Genomic DNA, 23,695 nt, shown 5'->3' with positions numbered 1-23,695 from the left:
GCCGCTCCTGCCACATATGCCCCCATACATGGAGAAGCTAGTCAGCAGCGATCAACCCACCCAGGCACCTGTGGTGAAATTTCCGACATTGATTGCCATGACCGGCGCGGCGACCGCGATGTAGGCCATGAGAACCCAGGGCCTTCGGGTGCCGACGACGCCCACGGAGATGTAGAGGGGCCACCACAGCAGCGAGGCCCGGCCCACCGACATGTAGAACGACGACATCGCCAGCAGCGCCACCGCCTGCGGCGCCAGGTAGGCGAAGTCGGCCCACCTGCGCCGGACCAGCCGCGCGAGGATCAGCACGACCAGCACGATCGCCGAGATGATCTCCTCGCGGTACGACGTCGTCAGGAAGGGCTCGTCGATCGACCGGTGCCAGGTGTTGATGAACACGTTCCAGGGCGCCTCGGGGTAGCGGCCCCAATACTGCGCCTCCGCCGCCTTCCAGGCCATCAGATCGCCCGTGCGGTTCCAGAGATAGAGCATGTACGCCAGCACCGGCACGCCCGGCAGCAGCAGCCACGGCGCCTTCCGCCACCCCTTCGGGGCACGCAGCCCGTCGCGCGCGACGAGGAACTGCACGGCCAGCCCGAGGGCGAGGAAGAGCCCGGAGATGCGGATGGACGACGCGAAGGCGGCGCAGATGGCGGCCGCCTCCCACCGGCCCTGGCGCGCCAGCAGCCACGCGGGGATGGCCAGCGCGAGGAACAGCGCCTCCGTGTAGCCGGCGAGCAGGAACACCGCGAACGGGCTGCAGAAGAACGCCAGCACGGTCCAGTGGCCGCTGCCCTCCCGGTACGACTCGCTCAGCCGCGACAACGCGACCGCCACGACGGCGCTCGCGACGAACGAGATCAGGACGAGGGCGAGCCTCAGGTCCGGGATGACGAACTGCACGGCGCGCAGCAGCAGCGGCAGCCCCGGGAAGAACGCGACGAGCCGCGGCGAGTCCTGGTCCTCCGGCCGGCCGTCGTAGCCGTACCGCGCGATGTCCATGAAGTTGTAGGAGTCGTACCGGTTGAACCGGTCGAGGATCGGGTCCTCCGTCCGGCCGGGCGCCGCGAGTATCAGGTAGATGTAGCAGGCGATCTGCCAGAAGAACCAGATCAGCAGGGCCGTGCGGTCGCTCGGCCGGCCGAGCCACCACACCGCCCGCCATGTCCGGCCCGACTGCGGCCCCGTCTGTTCGCCGGTCGCCGTGCCGCCAGAGCTGTCCACGGACGTCATCTTCTCCGATGCCTCGTCCGCGCCCTGCTCCCGGGCGGTCCCGGCCTGCTGGATCTCCGTCACGAGCACCTATGGAATACGCCACGGCAGTTCATGCCAAGTGGCGGGCGCCCTGGAGATGCGTCCCAATCCCCGGAAATACGGATATGCGCTGCTCAACGCCTCCCGGCTCGTGAAACTTTCACCGAGGGCCCCCCGGTGCGCCACGGGCTCCCGCCGCCTGTCGGACCGGCGAGCTACCATCGGATCCAGCGAGGGGACCGCCGGAGATCGTCCCGGCAATCGGAGCCCCGGAGGGGCATCGGCCGGGGTCCGGCCGTCGCCCACTCCGGCCGGGCAGGCGAGAGACCGTCCTCTCCAGAGGACGGAGGAGTCGCTGCCGCGTGTACTGGGACGGGTTCACGGCGATGGAGCGCGACGTGCGCGCCGTCGTCGGCGACCCCCGGTGGGCGCTGCTCCCCCCGCTCGCACGGGCGCACACCCTGGCCCAGCGGGCGCTTGTCACCCCGGACGGCGTGTGGTGGCTGTTCGGCGCGCACGCCCGCTGGTATCGCCTGGACCGCGTCGACGGCCGCTGGCACCTGTCGGCGCCGCCGCTGCACCCGGCCGTCCGGACCGCCGCCCGGCCGCACCCGCCGGAGGTCGCGATCCCGCCGGCGCTGATCCCCACCGGTTTCGACTTCGCGTACGACCGCGGGTCCACCCAGGCCTTCGTCGGCCCGGACGTGCCACACGAGATCACCGAACGGCTCCGCGCGCTGCTCCTGGCCCACCGCGGGCTGCGCCGGGAGGACTTCCCCCTCGGCGACAGCGTCTACCGGGAGATCTTCGCCCGCGACGTGGCCGCCACGGTGGCGGCCGTGTGGGGCACGATCATGTGGTGCGCCTACGCGCCCGCCTTCGACGGCAACGAGGTCATGCTGTCGATGTTCGGCGAGTTCCTGGCCCGGCCCCTGCCCGGTGACGACTGGGTGCGCTGGCTGCCCATGGGGTCGCTCGACGCGCTCGTGGCCCTGTACGCCGAGCGGATGCGCTCCGGCGCGGGGGACGCCGGCCTGCGCCTCGCCGGACTGATGGCCGAGACGGCCACGGTGCTGCGCGCCGACCCCCGGTTCCGCCCGCGGGCCGACGCGCTGATCGCGATGTCGGAGCCGCTGCTCACCAGCCCCTGGCTGGACCAGCACGCCATGCCCGGCGGCGCCGTACGGCAGGCCTGGCTGGCGCGCTGCCCCCCGCACCTCGTCCCCGCCACGCTCCCGGAGTGGGCGCCGGGCGAGCACTTCCGCCACACCCTGTACGACCTCGTCGAGGCCCTGGGCTACACGGCCGCCCGGGGAATGGATCCGCGGGCGGTGGCGGCCGCGCTGCTCGCCGCCGACGTGGCGGGCGTGTGCGGCGTGTCCGAACCCGCCTGGGCGGCGCCGGGCAGTTCACAGACCGCGCAGGTGGTCACCGCGCTGTATCCGTGGATGGACGACGAACTCCGGCAGTCGCTCTATCTCGCGCTCACCGATCCCGCCCATCCGCTGCGGGGCTGCTGGCCGGCCGGCGGCGAGCTGCCGCCGGGGCTGGTCCCGCCGGACCGCGAGACGGCCGCCGCCCTGCTCGGCTCCGCGTACGCGACCGGCCTGGCCTGGTGCGCCCTGACGGGCACGCCCGCGCCCACCGTGGGCTTCCCGGTGTGCGCCGCGGTCGTGCAGTGCCTGATCCACCAGCGCGACGATCCGCGCCCTCAGGAGGCGGCGGAACACAGGCGCGACCTGGAGGAGTCCGGGAGCTGGCTGTTCGAAACTTCTAATTCGGATATTTCGTCCTTACCTCCGCTTTAGCAATCCCTTCCCCTCATCACCGTCTTTTTCATCGAATCGTGATCTCGGTATCAGGGAAATGGTCCCGGAGGGACGAGGGACGCCGGCCGGAATGGTCACGATGGGCCATGTCGCGCGAAGGTACCCGGACGTAACCTCGTGATGGGTGTGGGCTGCGGAAGGAAGGACGACGCGGTGGGGCACGACGACCTGGACTCTCGGGTCCACGACCGTGTCGCGTTGGACGAGATCGCGCTCTACGCCGAGGTGCTGGAGGCCGTGAACATCACGGAGAACCGACTGACCTTGGAAGAGCTCGACAACGCGCTCGGATTGCGGACTTCGGCGAGCCGCTGAAGGCATTGGGAGCACGGACCGTCCCGGGTACCCGATGGGGCCCGGGACGGTTGCTCGACCGGACGATCCGTTCAAGCGCGGTGATGCCGATGATCGACAGCGGTGATCACGACCTGACGAGCCGGGCGATGGCCGCCGAGGCCTCCTTCACCTTCTCGCCCGCCTCCGGGCCTCCGCTCTTGACGGCGTCGGCGACGCAATGGGCGATGTGGTCCTCCAGCAGGCCGAGCGCCACCGCCTGGAGGGCGCGGGTGGCCGCCGAGACCTGGGTGAGGATGTCGATGCAGTAGGCCTCCTCGTCCACCATCCGCTGCAGCCCCCGGATCTGTCCCTCGATCCGGCGCAGGCGGGTGAGGTAGGCCTGTTTGTCCCCGCTGTACCCGTGCATCCTTCAACGATACCCGTTACCGGTATTCAGCGGGCGCCGCTCCGATCCGGCGGGTAGGGCGGGCGCTCGCGGGAATGCCACCATGGACCGGCTCATAGCGGCGCTGGAGTCGCGATGGGAACACAGGCTGTCCTTCGTATCCTGCCGTTCGCCGCCATGGCGGCGGTGGTGGTGCTCGACCTGCTCGCCGGGCCCGCCCTGGGCCTGCTGCCGTTGCTGACCCTCGGGCCCGCGTTCGCCGCGGTGACCGGCGGCACGCGCCACACGGTGCTGGCCGGACTGGTCGCGCTCGTCCTGTCCGTGCCGCTGGCCTACCACGACCGTCTGCTCGGCGGCCCGGTGATCACGATCACGCTGGTCGCGATCGTCGGGGTCACCGCGGCCGCCGCGCTGGCGTGCCGGCTCCGCGCCGAGGGCGAGCGCACGCTGGCGAACGTCCGCCTCGTCGCCGAGGCGGTCCAGCGCGTGCTGCTGCGCCCAGTGCCCCGGCAGGCGGGCGATCTGCGCGTCGCCCTGTCCTACACGTCCGCCACTGTGGAGGCCCGCATCGGCGGGGACCTGTACGACATCACCAGGGGGCCCGACGGCGTCCGGGTGATCGTCGGCGACGTGCAGGGCAAGGGCCTGGCGGCCGTGGAGACGGCGGCCTCGGTGGTCGGCGCCTTCCGGGAGGCCGCCTATGACGAGCCGACGCTCGCGGCTGTCGGCCAGTGCCTGGAGGACCACCTCACGCGGCGGCTCGGCGGGGAGAAGTTCGTCACCGCCGTGCTCGCCGAGGTGCGCGAGGACGAGATCGAACTGCTCAACTACGGCCACCCGCCGCCTCTGCTGCTGACGGGCGACGGCCGCGTCCGCCGGCTCGAACCACGTGAGGAGACGCCGCCGCTCGGCCTGGTCGAGCTCGCCCCGGCCGGGCCGCGGCCGTACGGGTGCGCGTTCCGCCAGGGCGACCGGATCCTCTTCTACACCGACGGCGTGATCGAGGCACGGGACCGGGCCGGCGCCTTCTATCCCCTTGAGGACCGGGCATCCCGCCTCCTGCGGTCCGACGACGATCCGCAGATCACGCTCGACCTGCTGGAACACGACCTGGTCACGCACGTCGGCGGGCCCCTCACCGACGACGCGGCCATGCTGCTCGTCCGCAGGGAACGCCCCTGACGGCCTGGCCGGGGCATCGTTTGCCATGTGCAATCATTGACGGACAGTTCTGGCCCCCACCGTACGGTGACGGCCGGATCGCAGGGCCAGGTGAGCAGGGGCGAGCACGAGTGGAACCGGGAAGGCACGGACAGCCCGACAGCTTCTCCATGCTCACTGTTCTGGACGAGAACGTCGTGGTCATCAGGATGTTCGGCGACCTGGACCTGGTCGCCGCCCCCTCTCTGCGCGCCTGCCTGGCCGAGGCGGTCGGGCTGCGTACCCCGCCCCGCATCGTGGTCGACGCCGAAGGGCTCAAATTCTGCGACTCGACCGGACTGAGCGTCCTCATGGGGGCCCTGAGCGCCGTCAAGGCGGCCGGCGGGCGCCTGGCGCTCAGCGGCGCCCACGGGCGCTTCGCCCGGATGCTCCGGATCACCGGCCTCGACTCGGAGCTGCCGATCCACGACACCGCAACCGACGCCGCCGCACACCTCACCCGGCCCGGCGGCCCCGGGACACGACCTAGTTGACGCAGTCCTGGGTCTTGAGGCTCAGGGCCAGCTGGTAGATCCTGCCGCCGCGCGACAGCAGGAAGACGTAGTCGGCCCTGCGGTTGCCGGGGACCGTGGTGACGGGGTAGCCGCTGGCGGCCGTCCTGAGATGGGGATAAGCCTTCTCCAACTGCTTGCGGGTGGAGCCGATCCCGATGCCCTCAGGGGTCCTTACGCCCTTGGGCGCGAAGATCACGGCGACGCCGCGCTTCTTCGAGATGAACAGGCCGGCCCCGTCCTTGCCGGTCGGGTGCGCCTTCAGGTCCCAGCCCGAGCAGCCGCCTCCGCCGCCGAACTTCTTGACGACTCCGCGGGTCTTCTGGGCCTGCTTGACGCTCATCCCCAGCGTCACACCGCCGTAGCCGTACGGCCCCAGCCTGCCGGCGGCGCTCACAGCGGCATCCATGGGGGCATTCTTAGGGGCATTCACGGGGGCGCTCGCCGCCGCGCTCGCGGACGTGGCGCCGCCCAGCGCGACGCCCACGGCGAGGACCGCCACCGCCCCCGAACGCCCCAGACGCGCAGCCGTGTTCGTCATCCCGCTCTCCTCCCGATCTTCATGGTCGTCCGTACGGCAACCAGCATCACGACGGGCTCTTGCGACCCGGTTGCGGCCCACTGGGGAGCGACGGCGCGGTCAGGTCATGCGGAAGACCGGCCCGCGCGGGATGAACGGCAGGACGGCACCGGCCGGGATGAGGAACGCGTGCTCACGGCGGATCCGGACCACGTCGCACTCGCCGTCGGTGATGACCAGGATCGGGCCGTCCCCGGGAAGGTCCTGCGGCCCGTTCGAGCAGGTTGACGCCCGGCTGGAGGATCGTCCCGCCGCGCCCCCGCACGCGAACCCTGCCGGCGATGTCCTCGACGGGCAGGTAGCCCGCCGCGTCGTAGGCGACGGCGTCGCAGAACACGACCCGGGCGCGCGGCACGTCCCGCTCGGTCGCGTACGAGGCGATGGCGCCGAGCGCCTTGCCCAGGACTCGCACGTTCATGGACCCCGAGGTGTCGAGCACGACCCCGAACGTGGCGCGGCGCACCGCCTCCTCGGGCCGCAGCCGGCCGGGGCGGGGAATGCCGGGCGTCGCCGACTGGCGGCGGGAGGCCCGGGCGTAGGTTCTGCGCCGCTCGACCGCGGGCACATGCTCCTCGACAGTGCCCCTCGTCAGTGCCCCTCGTCAGTGCTCCTCGTCAGGGGCGGGAGCGCAGGCCGTACATCAGCTCTTCCCAGCGGACCGCGACGGCGGGCGCGGCGTGCGCGGACGCGCTCTCCAGCGCCCCCGCCGCCAGCTCCATGCGGCGGCGTTCGTCGTCCACCAGCCCGAGCAGCGCGCAGGCGAACGACTCGGCGTCGCCGCCCTCCCCCTCCTGTACGAGCACGCTGTCGCGGCCGGGACGGAGGAACTCGGCGGGCCCACGGGACCCGGCGAAGCCCACGACCGGCACTCCGCAGCTCAGCGCCTCGAGGACGGACATGCCCAGCACCTCGTGCCGGGACGGCACCGCGACGATGGACGCCTTGGCGAACTCGCCGGGCAGGTCGGGGGTGGTGCCCATGAAATACACGTGGTTGTGCAGGTCGAGGTCGCGGACGAGGGCGCGCAACCGCCGCTCCTCCGGGCCCCCGCCGTACAACCGCAGCCGCCAGTCGGGCCGCTTGTCGGCGACGATCGCGAAGGCCCGCACGAGCTGGTCGTACGACTTGCCGGCCACCAGCCGGCCCCCGGCGCTGACGATCCGGTTGTCCATGCGGGAGCGCGGCCAGGGCGCCGCGGGCAGGGCGTCGGGGATGGCGTGGACCGACAGGTCGTCGTCGAGCAGCCGCACCCACTCGTCCCGCCGGGCGGCGGTGCTCGCGACCACGGCGTCGAGGCGGGGATAGAAACGGCGCACCGGGGCGGGCACCGACGGTCTGCCCCACTCCCGGGCGATGCGGACGACGTCTCGCGGGGCGTACCGCGCGGCCTGGACGCTCAGCGACGGGCGGGTGGTGACCAGGACGTCGGCGCGCAGGCCGCGCAGCATCCGCCAGAGCGCCACCTCGGTGCGCACCTGCCCACGGGGCAGCAGGTGATGGACACCGGGCCGGGCGTCCACGAGCCAGCGCAGCGTCACCCGGCGGTCGACCGGGAAGAACGGGGTCTCCCGGGTGCGCCGGACGCTCACCACCTCCACCTCGTGCCGTGAGGCCAGCCCTCCTGCCAGGTTCAGCATCGCCCGCACGTCGCCGCGCATGCCGTACGCCGAGGGAAGCAGGAAGGCGATCCTCACGCTCCCACCTCCAGCAGCAGCTCGTCGCCGGAAGTGAAGCTGGGCCGGATCGGCACGCCGTCCACGAGCGCCCGGGGATAGTGGACGCGGCGGCGTTTACCCTCGACGTCGTCGAGCCGGGCGCCCAGCGGCAGGGCGCCGTCGACGCCGTCGACCTCCAGGTAGGGCTCCCAGGAGCCCTGCGAGTCGGGGGTGGCCTCCAGCACGTCGCACAGCGAGAGCGCGGCATGGAACCGGACTCCCTGGACGGTGGCGGCGACCCGCACGGTCGTGGCCGGATCGCTGTGGCCCCGATCGGTGTGGCCCGGATCCCTGTGACCCGAATCGCTGTGACGCAGTGCGAGGGTGGCGCGACGGTGCTGGTCGTCGTCGTCCAGGCCGGTGTAGGCCAGCAGCCCGGTCACCTCGAAGCGCCCCTCGCGGAACCACACCGCGCGGACGTCGGCCACGGGCTCCGCCGGGTCTATCTTCAGGGCCAGAAAGCCGTTGCGCGTGCGGTAGGCCCGGTAGGCCAGCGTCCGCCGGCCCAGCGCGTACGCGTCGAGGCGGTCGAGCGAGAACCCGGGATCGACGCTCTGGATACGGGCGCGGGCGCCGTCCTGTTCTAGATAGGTGTCCCAGCGTCCCGCACCGAGGTCGAGGGGCGCGAGGGAGACCGCGACGCTGGCGTCCCCGGTGCGCCCGCCGGTCGCGCCGAGCGTCACCCGCCGTTCCTCACCCGAGCCCCGGCGGCGCAGGACCAGGCGGGCGCCGTCCGCCAGAGGCTCGGCGATGGACAGACGCAGGGAGAGGACGTCCGCCAGGGTGACCTCCGCGTCGGTGACGACTACACCCATCGTCCAGCCCCCTCCCCGTCGATTGAGCCAACGTTGAGGTTACCGTGATTTTCCTGTTATGTGGAGAAAGCCTTTGTCACTCTTTCGTGAAACACGGTTCATTCCATCGCCTTGACGAAGGATTTCGACAAATAGTTCACACTGATGGCAAAGAAGGCTTTACCCCTGCTTGATGGATTTGATCAGGAGCTGGGCGACGTCCACGACCTCGAGCGACTCCTTGGCCTGACCCGCGTTCTTCTTCTCGTTGATCGCGTCGCCGAGCATCACCAGACAGAACGGGCAGGCGGTCGAGACGGTGTCGGGATCGGTGGTCAGCGCCTCGTCCACGCGCTCGGTGTTGATGCGCTTTCCGATCCGCTCTTCCATCCACATCCGCGCGCCGCCGGCGCCGCAGCAGAAACCGCGGTCCTTGCAGCGGTGCATCTCCTGGGTCTGGACGCCGGGCACCTTGGCCATGATGTCGCGCGGCTGGGCGTAGACCTTGTTGTGCCGGCCGAGGAAGCACGGGTCGTGGTAGGTGATCTTCTCCTCGATCGGCGTGATCGGGGTGAGCCTGCCCTCCTCGACCAGGTGCGCCAGCAGCTGGGTGTGGTGCACGACCTCGTAGGTGCCCCCCAGCTGCGGATACTCGTTGGCCAGGGTGTTGAAGCAGTGCGGGCAGGTGGCCACGATCTTCTTGACCCCGGCCTCGTTGAGGGTCTCGATGTTCTGCTGGGCGAGCATGTTGAAGAGGAACTCCATGCCCAGGCGGCGGGCCGGGTCACCGGTGCAGGCCTCCATCGGGCCGAGCACGCCGAATTTCACCCCGGCGATGTGCAGCAGCTCCGCGACGGCCTTGGTGGTCTTCTTGGCCCGGTCCTCCAGCGCGCCGGCGCAGCCGACCCAGAACAGGTACTCGACGTCCTCGGGCATCGTCGAGTCGATGATCGGGACCTCGAAATCGAGCTCCTCGATCCACTCGGCGCGCTTCATCTCGGACATGCCCCAGGGGTTGCCCTTGTTCTCCAGGTTCTTGAGCATCACGCCCGCCTCGGACGGGAACGACGACTCGATCATCACCTGGTAGCGGCGCATGTCGAGGATGTGGTCGATGTGCTCGATGTCGACCGGGCACTGCTCGACGCAGGCGCCGCAGTTGGTGCACGACCACAGCACGTCGGGGTGGATGACCCCGTCCTCGCCGACCAGCGGCTTGTCCAGCAGGGCCAGCACGTCCTGCGGGAAGCTCTCCTTCTCCTTGTCCCCGGCCAGCAGGTACGGCGCGACCGCGAAGGCGTGGTCACGCTGGTCGAGGATGAGCATCTTGGGCGACAGCGGCTTGTCGGTGTTCCACGCCGGGCACTGCGACTGGCACCGCCCGCACTCGGTGCAGGTGTAGAAGTCCAGGAAGCCCTTCCACGTCGTGTCGGTGATCTTCCCGCGGCCGAACACGTCCGTCTCGGGGTCGGCCTCCTCGAAGTCGAGCACCTTGCCGTCGCTGCGCATCGGCTGGGCCGGGCCGAGGCCGTCGGGGCGGCGGGAGAACAGCACGTTCAGCGGCGCGGTGAAGATGTGCAGGTGCTTGGAGTTCACCACGAAGACCAGGAACACCAGCATGACGCCGATGTGCAGCAGCAGGCCGATCTCCTCCAGCACCTCGCTGGAGGGCAGGACCTTCGCGACCGCGTCCGAGGCGAACGCCCCCGAGGAGTAGGGGAAGTTGCCGGTGTTGACCGCCGCCCCGCGGAACAGGAACATCGTCCAGATCACGTTGAAGATCATGAACAGGGTGAACCACGCCCCGCCCAGGTGGGAGCCGGAGAAGCGGGATCCGCGGCCCAGCTTCTTGGGCGAGTTCTTGATCCGGATGACGGTGAAGGCGATCAGGCCGAGCAGCGCGGCGACCGCGATGAAGTCCTGCAGGAAGCCCAGCACCGGCCAGGTCCCGATCAGCGGGATGTGAAAGTCCGGCTTACCGGTGATCGCGCCCTGGATCAGCGCGCCGTAGGCCTCCAGGTAGACCGTGGCCAGGATGAAGAACGCCCACATCACGAAGAAGTGCGCGGTGCCCGACGGCGTCCACTTCAGCAGCTTGCGCTGGCCGAAGACCTCGACCAGCTGCGCCTTCACCTCCGCGCCCGCGTTCTCCTTGGCGTACTCGATCCGCTCGGGGGCCGGCTGGCCGCTGCGGGCGAGCCGGTAGAGGAACAGCACGCGGCGGCCCGCCAGCGCGACCGCCACCGCGGTCGCGACGAGGCCCACTATCGCTACCCAGAGCACGAGTCCCTCCCAAGTCGAACGTCGGCGGCCAGCCTAGGGGCGCGGCGCCTCGCGGGGGCGGGCCGATCCCGCCCTGTGGATAACGCCTACGCTTCCCGAATGGTACCGGCGAGTAACTTATCCTGCGTCACGCTCGGCGAGTGGTTCCGGTCACCGCGGTTCCCGCCGACGGCACGATACTAGAACAAAGCTCTATAAGAGGATATGCGAGGGATGCCCCAACCTATCCGGCCAGGTAACGCTGCACGGTCGGGGCCAGCAGCGCGACGAGCTCCTCGACGTCGGCGGAGGCGATCGGTTCGAACCGGAGGATGTACCGCGTCATCACCACGCCGAACAACTGCGCGAAGGCGGCCTCCATCCGCAGCGGCGGAACGTCCAGCGCCTCGGCCACCCGGCCGAGGACGGCCGTCGTGAAGAACTCCCGCACCATGCCGACGGCCTGCTCGTTAACCATCGCCGTCCGTACGAGCCCCAGCAGCGGCTCTCTGGCCGCCGGATCGGCCGTCATCGTCAGGATGAAGCGGACGAGGCGCTCGCCGACCTCCTCACGCGGCCCCGACAGGATGAGGGGAAGCGCCGACGAGGGGTCTATCGGCAGCCGCATGGCCGCGACGAACATCCCCTCCTTGCTGTCGAAATAGTGGTGGACGAGAGCCGGATCCACACCGGCCTCCCGGGCGATGCCGCGGATCGTGGCCTTGTCGAACCCCTTCTCGGCGAAGACCCGGCGCGCCGCGGCCAGGATCTCCCCGCGCGTGTCCGCCGCGCCCGGACGCCGGCCGGGCCGTCGCCCCGGCCGCCGCCTGCCGCCCGAGACCTCGGGAACCTCTGTCGTCACATCGCTCCCCGCCGGCCCTTACGGCCCACCGCGAGGTAGACGCGCATGGGAACGGTCAGCCGCCCGTCGGGGAAGACCCGGCCGAGCTCGGCGCGCTCCCGGGCGAGCAGTTCCGTCGCCACACCGCCCTCCATGCTCGCGATGTACGAGTGCGAGCGCAGGTCGGTGAGGAAGTCCTCAAGCGGCACCGACCTGGTCCAGTCGACCCAGGTCTCGGCCACGGACAGCCCCGAGTCGGACATCGCCGCCGCCATCGGCGGCATGCTCCATCCGGGCAGCACGGGCCCGATGTAGCCGGGGCACGACTCGGCGAGCCGCACCTGGTTGGCCGCCAGCCAGTCCGCCTTGCCGGGGTCCACCGTGTTCCACCAGCCCGCGACCGCGCCGCCGTCGCCCACCACCCGTACGGCCTCGGCCACCGACAGCGCGGGGTCCAGCCAGTGCCACGACTGCGCGTACGTCACCAGGTCGGCCGCGCCCGCGCGCAGGGGCAGGTCGTTCCCGTCGGCCAGCAACGCCGGGCAGTCCGTACGGACACGCAGGCGCGCCAGCATCCGCTCCCCGCGGTCCACCGCGACGACCCGGGCGCCGCGGTCGAGCAGGCCGCGGGTCGAGATGCCCGTGCCCGCTCCCACGTCGATCACGGTCGCCCCGGCGAGCCGGATCCCCGACAGCGTCTCCAGCGCCAGGTAGAGAGCCTCCGGGTAGTGCGGCCTGGCCGCGTCGTACTCCTGGGAGACACGGTCGAAGACCCGGTGGCTGTCGGCGAGTCGTTCGTTCATGAGGCGGTCGACGAGGCGGCGAAGTGAAGTCTCGCGAAGGCGAGCGCCTCGGTCAGGTCCTCGATGCGCTCGGAGCGGCTCGTGGCCTTGCGTGTGTTGATCTCCAGGACCACCAGCCCCTGGTACCCGTTGCCGGCCAGGCGCTCCAGGATCGGCGCGCAGGGCTGGGAACCCCGGCCCGGCACCAGGTGCTCGTCCTTGTTGGTGGTGCCCACGCCGTCGGCCAGGTGCAGATGGGCCAGCCGGTCGCCCAGTTTGGTCGCCATCTCCATCGCGTCGGTGCCCGACACCGCCGTGTGGGACAGGTCGAGCGTCACGTCGGGGAAGTCGTAGTCGATGGGGTTCCAGTCCGGCGCGTACGGCACGACCTCGTTGCCCCTGGCCCGCAGCGGGAACATGTTCTCCACCGCGAAGACGACGTCGGTCTCCTCGCGCATCCGCGCCAGGCCCTTCTCGAACTCCCTGGCGTAGTCGCGCTGCCAGCGGAAGGGCGGGTGGACCACCACGGTCTGCGCGCCCAGCCGCTCGGCCGCCTCGCGGGCCCTGCGCAGCTTCATCCACGGATCGCGGCCCCACACCCGCTGGGTCACCAGCAGACAGGGCGCGTGCACGGCCAGGATCGGAATCTGGTAGTGGTCGCGCAGCCGTTGGAGGACCTCGACGTCCTGACTGACCGGGTCCTGCCCGACCATGATCTCTACGCCGTCGTACCCGAGCCTGGCGGCCAGCTCGAAGGCGTCCGGCGTACGCTCCGGGTACACCGACGCCGTCGACAGCGCCACCGTGCCGCTGGGCACGCGGATGTCACTCATGAGGCCAGCCTCCCCTGGCGGCCCCCGGGCACGTTCCAGTCCCGTGGCCGTGGCCGTCCGTTCGCTCCCTGCGCCCGTTCACGGCTCCAGCCTAAGCCGCACCCGCGCCGTGCGCCGCTTCGCCACAATCAACTACCCAAGGTCGCGAACTAATGTGGGCGCCATGGCACGGATCGTGAGCGGGGCGGTGCCCAGCCCGAACATCTGGAACACTCCCCAGATCTACGAGCTGGAGAACCTCGCCGTGGGACCCGCGGGCGCGGCCGAGGCGGCGATGCGGGCCGTACGGCCCTGGGACGGCGCGACGGTGGTCGAGATCGGCTGCGGCGCGGGCTTCCACCTGCCCGCGCTCGCCGCGTCCGCCGGGCGGGTCGTGGGCGTCGAGCCGCACGGCGGCCTGGCCGCCGCGGCCGCCGCCCGCTGCGCGCCGCTGCCCAACGTCACGGTCCGTACGGGCACCGCCCAGGCGCTGCCCCTGCCCGACGCGTCGGCCGACGTGACGATCGCGCGCTGGGCGTACTTCTTCGGGCCCGGCTGCGAGCCGGGGCTGCGCGAGCTGGGGCGGGTGCTGCGCCGGGGCGGCGCGGCCTTCGTGGTCGACGTGGACGCCGCGCGCGGCGACTTCGGCCGCTGGTTCCGGCGGTCGCTGCCGTCGTACTCCCCCGACGCCGTGGAACGCTTCTGGTCCCGGCAGGGCTGGCGGCGCGAGGAGCTGGACCTGCGGATGACGTTCCGGTCCAGGGCCGACCTCGAGGCGGTGCTGCGCATCGAGTTCACACCCGAGGTGGCCGGCGAGGCGCTGCGCGAGATCGACGGCCTGGAGATCGCCTACCCGAACGTCCTGCGCTGGCGGGAATTCTGAGCGCCACGCTTGACCTTGTCGTTGGCGTCAAGCTTTACCGTCGTGTCCCGTACGAGGTGTCTCGTACGAGGGCCGCAGCGGGTGGACGAGGCCGAGGAGGGCCGATGCGGATCGGCGAGATGGCCCGGCGCGCGGGAGTGAGCACCCGGGCGCTGCGCTACTACGAGCAGCGGGGGCTCATCCGGTCGCGCCGCTCGGCGAACGGATATCGCGAGTACGACGAGTCGGACGTCCGGATCGTCACCGAGATCCGGGGGCTGATGTCGGTCGGTTTCACGCTGGACGACGCCCGTCCGTTCGTGGACTGCCTGCGGTCCGGCCATCCGTCCGGGAGCTCCTGCCCCGAGTCGGTCGCGGTCTACCGGCGCAAGCTGGCCGAGATCGACGACCAGATCCGCGACCTGCTGGCCCGCCGGTCCGAGGTGGCCGCCCAGTTCGCCGAGGCCTGCCCCGGCTGCCTCTTGCCACGACGAGGAGAATCATGATCACGCTGACCGCGGAGAACTTCGACGAACAGGTGCTGCGCAGCGACAAGCCGGTGCTGGTGGACTTCTGGACCGACTGGTGCCCGCCCTGCAAGATGATCGCCCCCATTCTCGAGGAGATCGCCGCCGAGTACGGCGACCGGCTGACGGTCGCCAAGATCAACGCCGACGAGCACCAGGAGATCGCGCAGCGCTACAACATCCTGGGCTTCCCCACGCTCAACCTCTATCGGAACGGCGAGGTGGTCCAGCAGATCAGGGGCGCCAAGCCGAAGCGCCTGCTGCTCGCCGACCTCGCGGGCCACTTCTAGCCGGTCTCGTCCGACACCGAGAGCCACTTATATAAGCGTTGACTTTTATAAGTGGCTCTCGGCATAGTGGGCGCGTGCACGCATTCGACGCGCTGGGGGATCCGGTGCGACGCCGAATCCTGGAGCTGCTCTCACACGGCGAGCAGACGTCGGGCGCGCTGACCTCGGTCATCCGCGCCGAGTTCGGGATCTCACAGCCGGCGGTCTCCCAGCACCTGCGGGTGCTCCGCGAGTCCGGGCTCACGTCCGTACGCGCCGAGGGCACGCGGCGGCTGTACGCCGTCGACCCCGCGCCCCTGCGGGAGGTCGACGCATGGCTGGAGCGGTTCCGCGGCTTCTGGGAGCAGCGGCTCGACGCGCTCGGGACCGAGCTGGCACGGGGAAAACGGGAGCGGCGGCTCAGCGGCGGGGATGCCCACCACACAGCCCACGACACAGCCCACGACGGGCGGACCGACGAGGAAGAGCGGCGATGAGCGACTTCACCGACCTGATCAACCAAGCCCACCGCACGGTCGGCAGGCGCGACCTGCCGGAGGGCGAGGCCCGCACGGTGCTGCTGCGCCGCACCTACGACACCGGCATCGAGGACGTCTGGGACGCCTGCACCGACCCCGAGCGGATCGGCCGCTGGTTCCTTCCGGTGAGCGGCGAGCTGAAGCTCGGCGGGCACTACCAGCTCCAGGGCAACGCGGGCGGGGAGATCCTGGCCTGCGAGCCGCCGCGGCTGCTGCGGGTGAGCTGGCTGTTCGGTGAGAACCCCGGCTTCAGCGAGGTCGAGGTGCGGCTGAGCGCGGAGGACGACGGGCGCACCGTGTTCGAGCTGGAGCACGTCGCCGTGGTGCCGCCGGAGTTCTGGGACCGGTTCGGGCCGGGGGCCACGGGCGTCGGCTGGGACCTGGCGCTGCTCGGCCTCGGGCTGCATCTGCGCGGCGAGATGATCGACGACCCCTCGGCGTGGGAGCAGTCGGAGGAGGCACGGGAGCTCATGCGGCTCAGCAGCGACCTGTGGGGCGAGGCGTACCGGGCCTCCGGCGCGCCGGACGACGTGGTGGCCACCGCGGTCGCCGGTACCACCGGCTTCTATGTGCCGGAGAAGCCGGAGAAGCCGGAGACCCCGGAGAAGTAGGCGGATTGTCGGCGGCGCCCGGTAACCTCCGGCACGTGAGCAAGGCAGCGAAACCGGCGTACCGGTGCGGCGAGTGCGGCTGGACCACGGTCAAGTGGGTCGGCAGGTGCGGGGAGTGCCAGGCGTGGGGCACGGTCGAGGAGGCCGGGGCGCGGCAGGGCGTCCACGTCGTCAAGCCGGGCGCGGTCTCCGCCCCCGCCGTCCCGATCGGCCAGGTGAAGGCCGAGTCCGTCAGCGCGCGGACGACCGGGGTGCCCGAGCTCGACCGCGTGCTCGGCGGCGGCCTCGTCCCGGGCGCGGCCGTGCTCCTCGCGGGAGAGCCCGGCATCGGGAAGTCGACGCTGCTCCTGGAGGCCGCCGCCCGCACCGCCCGGGGCGAGACCGTCCTGTACGTGACCGGTGAGGAGTCGGCGGCCCAGGTGCGCATGCGGGCCGACCGCATCGGCGCGATCGAGGACAGGCTCTACCTGGCCGCGGAGACCGACCTGTCCGCCCTGGTGGCGCACGTCGAGAAGGTGCAGCCGAGCCTGCTCATCGTCGACTCGGTGCAGACGATCGGCTCGGCCGACGCGACCGGAGTGCCCGGCGGCGTGACCCAGGTCAGGGAGGTCGCCGGCAATCTGGTGCGCCTCGCCAAGGAACGCGCCATGTCCACGGTGCTCGTGGGCCACGTGACCAAGGACGGCACGATCGCCGGGCCCCGCGTGCTGGAGCACCTGGTCGACGTCGTGCTCCACTTCGAGGGCGACCGCAACTCACGGCTGCGCCTGGTGCGCGCGGTCAAGAACCGGTTCGGCCCGATCGACGAGGTGGGCTGCTTCGACCTGCACGAGCGCGGCATCACCGGGATCACCGATCCGAGCGGACTGTTCGTCTCCCGTCATCCCGAGCCGGTGCCGGGCACCTGCGTCACCGTGACCATCGAGGGCACCCGGCCCATTCCCGCCGAACTGCAGGCCCTGGTCGGCCCCACCGAGGCTCCCCAGCCCCGCCGCACCTCCTCCGGCCTCGACTCCTACCGGGTGGCGATGGTGCTCGCCGTCATGGAGCGGCGGCTCCACGCCAAAATCGGCAAGTGCGACGTCTTCACGGCGACGGTGGGCGGGATCCGCCTGACCGACCCCGCCGTGGATCTGGCGCTGATGCTGTCGGTCGTGAGCGCGGCCGGCGACCAGGCGCTGCCCGCCGGGCTCGTCGCGCTGGGCGAGGTCGGCCTGGCGGGCGAGCTGCGGCCCGTGCGGGAGGTGCGGCGACGGCTGGCCGAGGCGGCCCGGCTCGGCTTCACCAAGGCGCTGGTGCCCTCCGGCTCGCTCGAGGAGGAAGGCCCCCGCCTGGAGGCCTCGGCGAGCCGGGGACGTCTCGTGGCGCTGCGCTCGCCGGCCGGCCGTACGACGCCGTTCGCTCCGGGCTTCGAGGTCACGGAGGTGGAGAACGTGTGGGACGCGCTCAACCTCATGCGGTAGCCGCCCTGGTCGGCCATGACACCGGTGAGCACGGCGTGACGCCGGTAAACTCTGTTGCCTGCCCGTCGGCCGTGGTCTCGCCCCCGCGCCCCCGAGGGGCTCTCACAGGGCCGTCCGCGGCGTGCCTCGCGGACCTCGCCACGACAAGGGATCGGTAGGACGACGATCTGACGGATACGACCGGGCGAGCCCACTGGGGTGCATGTGCTGGACAACGACAAGGCGATCGACGACCGCAGAAGGGCCGTGCTCGCCTCGCTCGCTCCGGGGACGGCGCTGCGTGACGGCCTGGAGCGCATCCTGCGCGGCCACACCGGAGGCCTGATCGTTCTCGGGTACGACCGCACGGTCGAGGACATCTGCACCGGCGGCTTCACGCTCGACGTCGAGTTCTCCGCGACCCGCCTGCGCGAGCTGGCCAAGATGGACGGCGCGATCGTGCTCGACACGGCCCATCTCAGGATCGTGCGGGCCGCCGTGCACCTCGTGCCCGACCCGGCCATCCCCACCGACGAGTCCGGCACCCGGCACCGTACGGCGCAGCGGGTGGCCAGGCAGACCTCGCTCCCGGTCATCGCGATCAGCAAGTCGATGCGGATCATCGCGCTCTACCTCGACGGCATCCGTCACGTGCTGGAGGAGTCGGCCGCGATCCTGTCCAAGGCCAACCAGGCCCTGGCGACGCTCGAACGCTACAAGAAGCGGCTCGACGAGGTCGCCGGCAACCTGTCGGCCCTGGAGATCGAGGACCTCGTCACGGTCCGCGACGTGGCCGTCGTCGTGCAGCGCCTGGAGATGGTCCGGCGCATCGCCCGTGAGATCGAGGGATACGTCGTCGAGCTCGGCACCGACGGGCGGCTGCTGTCCCTCCAGCTCGACGAGTTGTTCGCGGGCGTGGAGACCGACCGCGTGCAGATCATCCGCGACTACGCGCCCGGCTCGCTCGGCGCCCGGCCGTACGGGGACGCCGACGCCATGCGGGAGCTGGACGAGCTGTCCTCCGGCGACCTGCTCGACCTGTCGAAGGTGGCCCAGATCCTCGGCCACCACGGCGGCGACGCGCTCGACACACCGGTCAGCCCGCGCGGCTTCCGGCTGCTCACCAAGGTCCCCCGCCTGCCCGGGGCGATCGTCGACCGGCTCGTGAGCCACTTCGGCGGCCTGCAGAAGCTGCTCGCGGCCACCACCGGCGACCTCCAGGCCGTCGGCGGCGTGGGAGAGACCCGGGCGCGCAGCGTCCGCGAGGGCCTGTCCCGGCTCGCCGAGTCGTCCATCCTGGAGCGCTATCTCTGAGCGGTGCGCTGCAGGTCGACTCGATAACCTACCGGAGCGGCTGAGGAGCGCTCGGCCACGGCGGCCGGGCGAGCACGAGAACGGGAAGGTCGTCGACGTTCATGATCTAGGGGGTGAACAGCTTCCAGCGCCCCTCGGAAATGACCTCGACATGACCGTCGAGCACCTTGATGGCGGTCTCATCGTCGATCGCATACGCCCGATTCGGGAGGCCGGCCGCCCATCTTTCCGCCTCGGCCATCGTGTTCTCCGGCAGGAGTTCGTGATCCAGGTGCGGGAAGATCGAGAAGTCGACGACGTTCAGGGTGCTGTCGTCACCGGAGGGCGGCTTCCACTGGACGAAGTCCTCCCCGATACGGGGGGTCATCACCATGCTCCCGGCGCTCAGCCCCGCCCAGACCGTCTCGCTCAGCGACGGCAAGAGATCCGCCAGCCCGGACTGCCGCATCCAGTGACACAGGTACAGCGCATCGCCGCCGTTCACGAGCAGGACGTCCGCCTCCCGGACCCAGGGGACCCAGCGCTCCTCACCGATGCTGGGCAGCGCGGTGAGCTCCAGCACTCCCACGGACTTCCACCCCAGCTCGCACATGGGTAGGGCGGACTTCCCGCTGATGAAACGCCATGCGCCGACAGGAGTGGCCTGGGGGTGCCCGTATGCAGCGGTCGGGACGCAGAGGGCGTTGGACTCGGCGATCGGCTTGCCCAGGAGGTCGACCAGCGCGTTGCGGATGCTCGCGTTCGCGATGCCGGCGGATGTGAGAAGAAGCCGCACGATGCCCTTTCCCGAGCACTCTGAAGCTGCCCCGCGTCAGAAGCGGTAGCTGGTCTGGCCGAACGGGTCGCCCTTGGCGTGGCCGTACGCCTTGTCCGGTCTCACCTCGAAGACCACGACCTGGATATCGGGCCTCTCGGATGCCACGGCACCGTTCTGGACGTCGAGCAGCCAGTGGCCGTCCCAGCGACCGCGATAGAGCTCGGCGAGCCGCCGCAGCAGAGCGTCGTCGGTCACCGGCACGGCGGTTCCCTCCACGACGACGTCGAGGCCGCGGTCCCAGGCGGTGTCGCCCGCGAGCACGAGCACGTGCGGATTGACCTGGAGGTTGTCGTACTTCACCTCCGTGCTGCCGGTGTGGAAGTAGACCTTCCCGTCATGAATCACCGGGACCATCGGCGTCGCGTGAGGACGGCCGTCCGGCCGCGCGGTCACGATCCAGGCGACCTCCGCCGCGGCCAGCCTCGCCTCGGTGTCGGTCCACGGGACCGCCTCGGCCCGCTCGTCGCTGTAGCGCCGGTCGATACGCTCGCGCGTCGGTCGCACCACGCCTCCGAAAACTGATTGCAGAATGCAAGTCGTTGAAGTGACGCTAACACGACCGGTTGCGAAGTGCAATCAGATTCGATGGCCAACGTACGAGGCCCGGCACACCGGCCGGGTGCCCGGTCAACCTGGCGATCAAGGAGCTGGACGACCGGTGGTCGCTGGTGGTGCTGCGGGACATCACGTCCGGAGACCGGCACTACTTCCGCGAGCCGCCGGCCGGGCAAGCGGAATCGGCGCGGGCGGCAGCCCGCCCCCGCCCTGCCGCTCGTCTCTCAGCGTCCACCTCTCGGTGCCCTCTCAGCGCAGGTGAAAGACGATCTTCGGGCTCTTGAGCCGGCCCGCGTGCGCCGTCGCGACGTACGTCCCTGCGTCTGCGGGCGACCGCCTGCCCGCGCACGTGCTGCCCGAGCGGTGGCGGTCCCACCGGATGTTCTGGACGTAGGGAATGCCGCGCTGCAGCAACTGCCTGTCCACACCGTCGCCCGCCACGCAGTCGGCCGTCGACCACACGCGCTCGCCGCCCGACAGCACCCGCATCTCCAGCGTGCGCGGCCCCACGTCGACGGTGCACTCGACCTTGCCCGTGCTCACGACCGTCAGCAGGAAGTTCGGCGTGACGCCCTTGCCGTACACGTCCTGGCCGGTCTGCAGCGCGAGCACGAGGTCCTTCTCGTCGCAGGGGTCGCCGGGCCGCCGCGGTCTGCCGGGCGAGGGCGAGACGCCCGCGGAGGCGGACGGCGACGGATGCCCCGGAACGGCTGCGGAGGCGGCGGGCGTCTTCGGAGCCAGGCCGGCGGGCAGCGAGACGACCAGCCGGTCGGACGGGGTCGCCCTGACCGCTGCGGCGGTCTCGTCCGACCGTCCCGAGGCGCTGCTGCACGCCCATGCCACGACCGCCACCACGACGAGCATCCCCGTGAGCACCGACACGCGGCGGCGCCAGTAGACGTCCGCCCCCTCGACGCCCACGTCGCCACGGAATGTGTCCGGATCCATACGGACAGTATGGAGAGCCCTGGCGGGTCAGAGGGAACGGCTCGCTGAGCCTTGCCCTTTCCCAGGTCGGAGCCTCGCCGGACCTTTGCGCAATAAGGCGCCCATTCGCAGCCCGGGCAGCCCGGTACAGTCGGTGCGTGTCCGCCTCCCTGCGTGAGCCCATCCTCGACTGGTACGCCGAGCACAACCGCGACCTGCCCTGGCGGCGGCCCGACGCGACCCCGTGGGGCATCCTGGTGAGCGAGATCATGCTCCAGCAGACGCCCGTCGCCCGGGTGCTGCCGATCTGGACCGAGTGGATGGAGCGCTGGCCCACCCCGGAGGCGCTCGCGAAGGAGTCCCCCGGCGAGGCCGTACGCCACTGGGGGCGGCTCGGCTATCCGCGCAGGGCGCTCAACCTCCACGCGTGCGCCCGGGCCATCACGGCCGGCCATGCCGGTCGCGTGCCGTCCACGTACGACGAACTGCGGGCGCTGCCCGGGATCGGCGACTACACGGCGGCGGCCGTGGCCAGCTTCGCGTACGGCGGCAGCCACGCGGTGCTCGACACGAACGTGCGGCGGGTGCTGGCCAGGGCGGTGCGCGGCGAGGAGTATCCGCCGAAGGCGCCGACGGCGGCCGAGCGGCGGCTCGCCGAGTCGCTCGTGCCCCCGGTGGGCGCGCCGCGCTGGGCCGTGGCCGTGATGGAGCTGGGCGCGCTGGTGTGCACGGCCAGGGCGCCCCGCTGCGAGCGCTGCCCGGTCACCGCGCAGTGCGCCTGGCGGCTGGCCGGGCGTCCGGCCCACGACGGCCCGGCGCGCCAGGGCCAGACGTACGCGGGGACCGACCGGCAGTGCCGCGGACGCCTGCTCGCCGTGCTCCGCGAGGCGCACGGGCCGGTCCCCAAGGACGCGCTCGACGCCGTCTGGGCCGACCACGTGCAGCGTGAGCGCGCACTGGACGGCCTGCTGGACGACGGCCTGGCCGAGGTCCTTCCCGACGGCACCTATCAGTTGCCCTCCTGAGCCGCCTCCTCAGGCGGCGAGCTTGAGGCCGAGCGCGGTGAGGTTGCGGCGGGTCCAGTCGAGCTCGTCGGCGAGCTTCGCCACCAGGGCGGCCGGCCCCTTCGTCTTGGGGGCGGTCCCGTCGTGGGCCTCCACCTCGATGTGCGCGGTGCCGTTCACCGCCCCGGACAGGATCGCGGCGAGCGTGTCGGCGATCACCGGCTGAGTGCTGGGGATCTCCTGGCTGTGGTTGTGCACGTGGTTGAGCTTGACCACGGGAGCCCCGGCGAGGGCCAGCCCGCGCAGCGCCGCGTCCGGCTCCCCCGCCCCGCAGGACAGGTGGCAGGCGTCGAGGCAGACGCCGAGGTGATCGGAGTCGATGTCACAGACCCGCTCCAGGGCCTGCTCGGTGGTCTCCAGGACGCAGCCGGGCCAGGGCTCGAAGCCGACCCTGATCGTCTTTCCGGTGACGCTGTAGAGGCCGCGAAGCTCACGCGACAGCCGATCGAGCCGGCGGGAGGCGATGGAGTGCAGGTCGGCGGGCCAGTCACGGCGCCAGCCGATCGGAATGGTGGAGATGCTGCCCGACTGCACGTCGTCCGGCAGCAGGAACGCGAGGATCTTCGCCAGCGCCATGGTGTAGCGGTAGCGCTCGGGCTTGGCCCAGTCGGGTCCCGGGACCTCCTGGTTGCGCCCGCCGGTGCCGTTCAGGCTCACACACTCCAGGCCGCGTTCCTCCAGCGACCGGCGCAGCCGTACGAGCTCGATGCGGTCGGCGATGAGGTGGTCCGCCACGGCGGGGGCGAGCCACAGGCCGATCCCCAGCCGGTCGACTCCCAGCTTCCTGCGCACCGGCACGGCGTAGCGCGTGAGGTGGGCGATCAGGTTCTCCAGATCCTCGGCGGGATGTACGCCCGCGTTGTAGGCCAGGTGAACCAGCGTCCCGTCGTCGTGCAACAGGCGCATCAGCTGCCTCCAAGGCTTGTGCACTTTTCCGGACCGCCATTTCGCCCACAGGGCGTGTCCCGACCGCACGGGACTCCGGTCCTCCTACCACCGGGATCTCGCCCGGGTGGACCGAGCTTCCCCCGTGCGCCCGGTCCGGCGCGTCCGCCCCGCAGCGGATTGTCCGGTACGCCGCGGGGATGACATGGCTGTCCCCACGCGCTCGCGGTGTGCCGGACGCGCGGCTGACTCTACACAGTGTAGTACTACGTTTGGTGGCGTGATACCGGTTCTCGCCTATCGGGCCCGCAGTGATCGCACACGGTAGGCCGGAAAACGACCGAGGGGCGCTCCTTGCGGAGCGCCCCTCGGGTGGAACGGGTTATCGCGGACCGATCAGTGCTGGATCGCCTCCGCGATCGAGGCCGCCGAGTCCGGGACCGACGGGCTCTTCGCCTCGCCGACGAAGGTGAACTTGGCCGCGTCGCCTTCGCCCTCGATGTCGATCTTGACGACCTGGCCGGGCCGCAGCTCGCCGTAGAGGATCTTCTCCGACAGCGTGTCCTCCAGCTCGCGCTGGATGGTCCGGCGCAGCGGACGCGCGCCCATGACCGGGTCGT

General features: G+C 71.2%; 27 protein-coding genes. 12 read left to right on the top strand and 15 right to left on the bottom strand.

Annotated features, from left to right (window positions below):
• Nucleotides 1-51: 51 nt before the first annotated feature.
• Entirely contained in the window at nt 52-1,296 is a 1,245-nt protein-coding gene (locus AB0J39_RS22740; RefSeq protein WP_363467968.1) for a mannosyltransferase family protein, read from the bottom strand.
• A 320-nt stretch (nt 1,297-1,616) separates the two neighbouring features.
• Between AB0J39_RS22740 and AB0J39_RS22735 the strand changes: the two genes are divergently transcribed.
• Both AB0J39_RS22735 and AB0J39_RS22730 read left to right on the top strand, forming a co-directional pair.
• Nucleotides 1,617-3,062, top strand: coding sequence for a hypothetical protein (locus AB0J39_RS22735; protein WP_363467966.1), 1,446 nt, complete (start codon nt 1,617-1,619; stop codon nt 3,060-3,062).
• Between the two features lie 147 nt (nt 3,063-3,209).
• A complete protein-coding gene (locus tag AB0J39_RS22730) occupies nt 3,210-3,398 on the top strand; it encodes a hypothetical protein (protein WP_142574679.1) in 189 nt (62 codons plus the stop codon).
• A 106-nt stretch (nt 3,399-3,504) separates the two neighbouring features.
• Here the strand turns inward: AB0J39_RS22730 and AB0J39_RS22725 are convergent, their stop codons facing one another.
• Nucleotides 3,505-3,786, bottom strand: coding sequence for a metal-sensitive transcriptional regulator (locus AB0J39_RS22725; RefSeq protein WP_079314359.1), 282 nt, complete (start codon nt 3,784-3,786; stop codon nt 3,505-3,507).
• A 114-nt stretch (nt 3,787-3,900) separates the two neighbouring features.
• On the opposite strand from AB0J39_RS22725, the gene AB0J39_RS22720 reads away from it, so the two are divergent.
• Nucleotides 3,901-4,947 (top strand): PP2C family protein-serine/threonine phosphatase, encoded by a 1,047-nt coding sequence (locus tag AB0J39_RS22720; protein ID WP_363467964.1) that lies wholly within the window; start codon nt 3,901-3,903, stop codon nt 4,945-4,947.
• A gap of 149 nt (nt 4,948-5,096) precedes the next feature.
• Entirely contained in the window at nt 5,097-5,459 is a 363-nt protein-coding gene (locus tag AB0J39_RS22715) for an anti-sigma factor antagonist (protein ID WP_363467962.1), read from the top strand.
• Here AB0J39_RS22715 and AB0J39_RS22710 read toward each other — a convergent pair.
• The 8 genes from AB0J39_RS22710 to AB0J39_RS22675 form a co-directional block, all read right to left on the bottom strand.
• Complete coding sequence (locus AB0J39_RS22710) at nt 5,452-5,886, bottom strand: hypothetical protein (RefSeq protein ID WP_363467960.1); 435 nt, start codon at nt 5,884-5,886, stop codon at nt 5,452-5,454. The genes AB0J39_RS22715 and AB0J39_RS22710 overlap by 8 nt on opposite strands.
• 304 nt (nt 5,887-6,190) lie before the next feature.
• Nucleotides 6,191-6,622: a hypothetical protein gene (locus AB0J39_RS22705; RefSeq protein WP_363467958.1), complete on the bottom strand. Its 432-nt coding sequence runs from the start codon at nt 6,620-6,622 to the stop codon at nt 6,191-6,193.
• Between the two features lie 49 nt (nt 6,623-6,671).
• Nucleotides 6,672-7,751 (bottom strand): glycosyltransferase, encoded by a 1,080-nt coding sequence (locus AB0J39_RS22700; RefSeq protein WP_363467956.1) that lies wholly within the window; start codon nt 7,749-7,751, stop codon nt 6,672-6,674.
• The gene (locus AB0J39_RS22695) at nt 7,748-8,587 is read right to left on the bottom strand and encodes a hypothetical protein (protein ID WP_363467955.1); all 840 of its coding nucleotides are present in this window, start codon (nt 8,585-8,587) and stop codon (nt 7,748-7,750) included. Before AB0J39_RS22695 ends, AB0J39_RS22700 begins: the two co-directional genes overlap by 4 nt.
• A gap of 159 nt (nt 8,588-8,746) precedes the next feature.
• On the bottom strand, nt 8,747-10,849 hold the full coding sequence (locus AB0J39_RS22690; RefSeq protein ID WP_363467953.1) for a (Fe-S)-binding protein: 2,103 nt from the start codon (nt 10,847-10,849) through the stop codon (nt 8,747-8,749).
• A 223-nt stretch (nt 10,850-11,072) separates the two neighbouring features.
• Nucleotides 11,073-11,690: a TetR family transcriptional regulator gene (locus AB0J39_RS22685; protein ID WP_363467951.1), complete on the bottom strand. Its 618-nt coding sequence runs from the start codon at nt 11,688-11,690 to the stop codon at nt 11,073-11,075.
• Complete coding sequence (locus AB0J39_RS22680; RefSeq protein WP_363467949.1) at nt 11,687-12,472, bottom strand: class I SAM-dependent methyltransferase; 786 nt, start codon at nt 12,470-12,472, stop codon at nt 11,687-11,689. Before AB0J39_RS22680 ends, AB0J39_RS22685 begins: the two co-directional genes overlap by 4 nt.
• Nucleotides 12,469-13,284 (bottom strand): sugar phosphate isomerase/epimerase, encoded by an 816-nt coding sequence (locus AB0J39_RS22675; protein ID WP_363467946.1) that lies wholly within the window; start codon nt 13,282-13,284, stop codon nt 12,469-12,471. Before AB0J39_RS22675 ends, AB0J39_RS22680 begins: the two co-directional genes overlap by 4 nt.
• 163 nt (nt 13,285-13,447) lie before the next feature.
• Here AB0J39_RS22675 and AB0J39_RS22670 point away from each other — a divergent pair, with 163 nt between their 5' ends.
• The 7 genes from AB0J39_RS22670 to disA all read left to right on the top strand — a co-directional run bounded on the left by AB0J39_RS22670 (nt 13,448) and on the right by disA (nt 18,827).
• Nucleotides 13,448-14,146 (top strand): methyltransferase domain-containing protein, encoded by a 699-nt coding sequence (locus tag AB0J39_RS22670; protein ID WP_363467944.1) that lies wholly within the window; start codon nt 13,448-13,450, stop codon nt 14,144-14,146.
• Nucleotides 14,147-14,250: 104 nt separating this feature from the next.
• Entirely contained in the window at nt 14,251-14,631 is a 381-nt protein-coding gene (locus AB0J39_RS22665; RefSeq protein ID WP_363467942.1) for a MerR family transcriptional regulator, read from the top strand.
• Entirely contained in the window at nt 14,628-14,942 is a 315-nt protein-coding gene (gene trxA, locus AB0J39_RS22660; protein WP_363467941.1) for a thioredoxin, read from the top strand. Before AB0J39_RS22665 ends, trxA begins: the two co-directional genes overlap by 4 nt.
• A 74-nt stretch (nt 14,943-15,016) precedes the next feature.
• On the top strand, nt 15,017-15,418 hold the full coding sequence (locus tag AB0J39_RS22655) for a metalloregulator ArsR/SmtB family transcription factor (RefSeq protein ID WP_363467939.1): 402 nt from the start codon (nt 15,017-15,019) through the stop codon (nt 15,416-15,418).
• A complete protein-coding gene (locus AB0J39_RS22650; protein ID WP_363467936.1) occupies nt 15,415-16,071 on the top strand; it encodes an SRPBCC family protein in 657 nt (218 codons plus the stop codon). Before AB0J39_RS22655 ends, AB0J39_RS22650 begins: the two co-directional genes overlap by 4 nt.
• A 35-nt stretch (nt 16,072-16,106) precedes the next feature.
• On the top strand, nt 16,107-17,534 hold the full coding sequence (gene radA, locus AB0J39_RS22645) for a DNA repair protein RadA (RefSeq protein WP_363467933.1): 1,428 nt from the start codon (nt 16,107-16,109) through the stop codon (nt 17,532-17,534).
• Nucleotides 17,535-17,738: 204 nt separating this feature from the next.
• A complete protein-coding gene (disA, locus tag AB0J39_RS22640) occupies nt 17,739-18,827 on the top strand; it encodes a DNA integrity scanning diadenylate cyclase DisA (protein ID WP_363467930.1) in 1,089 nt (362 codons plus the stop codon).
• 106 nt (nt 18,828-18,933) lie between these two features.
• Here the strand turns inward: disA and AB0J39_RS22635 are convergent, their stop codons facing one another.
• The 3 genes from AB0J39_RS22635 to AB0J39_RS22625 all read right to left on the bottom strand — a co-directional run bounded on the left by AB0J39_RS22635 (nt 18,934) and on the right by AB0J39_RS22625 (nt 21,147).
• Nucleotides 18,934-19,602 (bottom strand): Type 1 glutamine amidotransferase-like domain-containing protein, encoded by a 669-nt coding sequence (locus AB0J39_RS22635; RefSeq protein ID WP_363467928.1) that lies wholly within the window; start codon nt 19,600-19,602, stop codon nt 18,934-18,936.
• A gap of 36 nt (nt 19,603-19,638) precedes the next feature.
• Nucleotides 19,639-20,151 carry a pyridoxamine 5'-phosphate oxidase family protein gene (locus tag AB0J39_RS22630; RefSeq protein WP_363467925.1) on the bottom strand — a complete coding sequence of 171 codons (513 nt, stop codon included), beginning with the start codon at nt 20,149-20,151 and terminating at the stop codon, nt 19,639-19,641.
• Nucleotides 20,152-20,448: 297 nt separating this feature from the next.
• The gene (locus tag AB0J39_RS22625; protein ID WP_363467922.1) at nt 20,449-21,147 is read right to left on the bottom strand and encodes a hypothetical protein; all 699 of its coding nucleotides are present in this window, start codon (nt 21,145-21,147) and stop codon (nt 20,449-20,451) included.
• Nucleotides 21,148-21,284: 137 nt separating this feature from the next.
• On the opposite strand from AB0J39_RS22625, the gene AB0J39_RS22620 reads away from it, so the two are divergent.
• A complete protein-coding gene (locus tag AB0J39_RS22620) occupies nt 21,285-22,151 on the top strand; it encodes an A/G-specific adenine glycosylase (protein ID WP_363467920.1) in 867 nt (288 codons plus the stop codon).
• Between the two features lie 9 nt (nt 22,152-22,160).
• Here the strand turns inward: AB0J39_RS22620 and AB0J39_RS22615 are convergent, their stop codons facing one another.
• Both AB0J39_RS22615 and AB0J39_RS22610 read right to left on the bottom strand, forming a co-directional pair.
• Nucleotides 22,161-23,096 carry a TIM barrel protein gene (locus tag AB0J39_RS22615; RefSeq protein ID WP_363467918.1) on the bottom strand — a complete coding sequence of 312 codons (936 nt, stop codon included), beginning with the start codon at nt 23,094-23,096 and terminating at the stop codon, nt 22,161-22,163.
• A gap of 375 nt (nt 23,097-23,471) precedes the next feature.
• A partial coding sequence (locus AB0J39_RS22610; protein WP_363467916.1) for a hypothetical protein occupies nt 23,472-23,695 on the bottom strand: 224 nt, incomplete at its 5' end.

The organism is Microbispora sp. NPDC049633 (genome assembly GCF_040675265.1).
GTDB lineage: Bacteria > Actinomycetota > Actinomycetes > Streptosporangiales > Streptosporangiaceae > Microbispora > Microbispora maris.
Note: the sequence above shows the minus strand (reverse complement) of the source record. Positions and strands in the feature narration are given on the sequence as shown.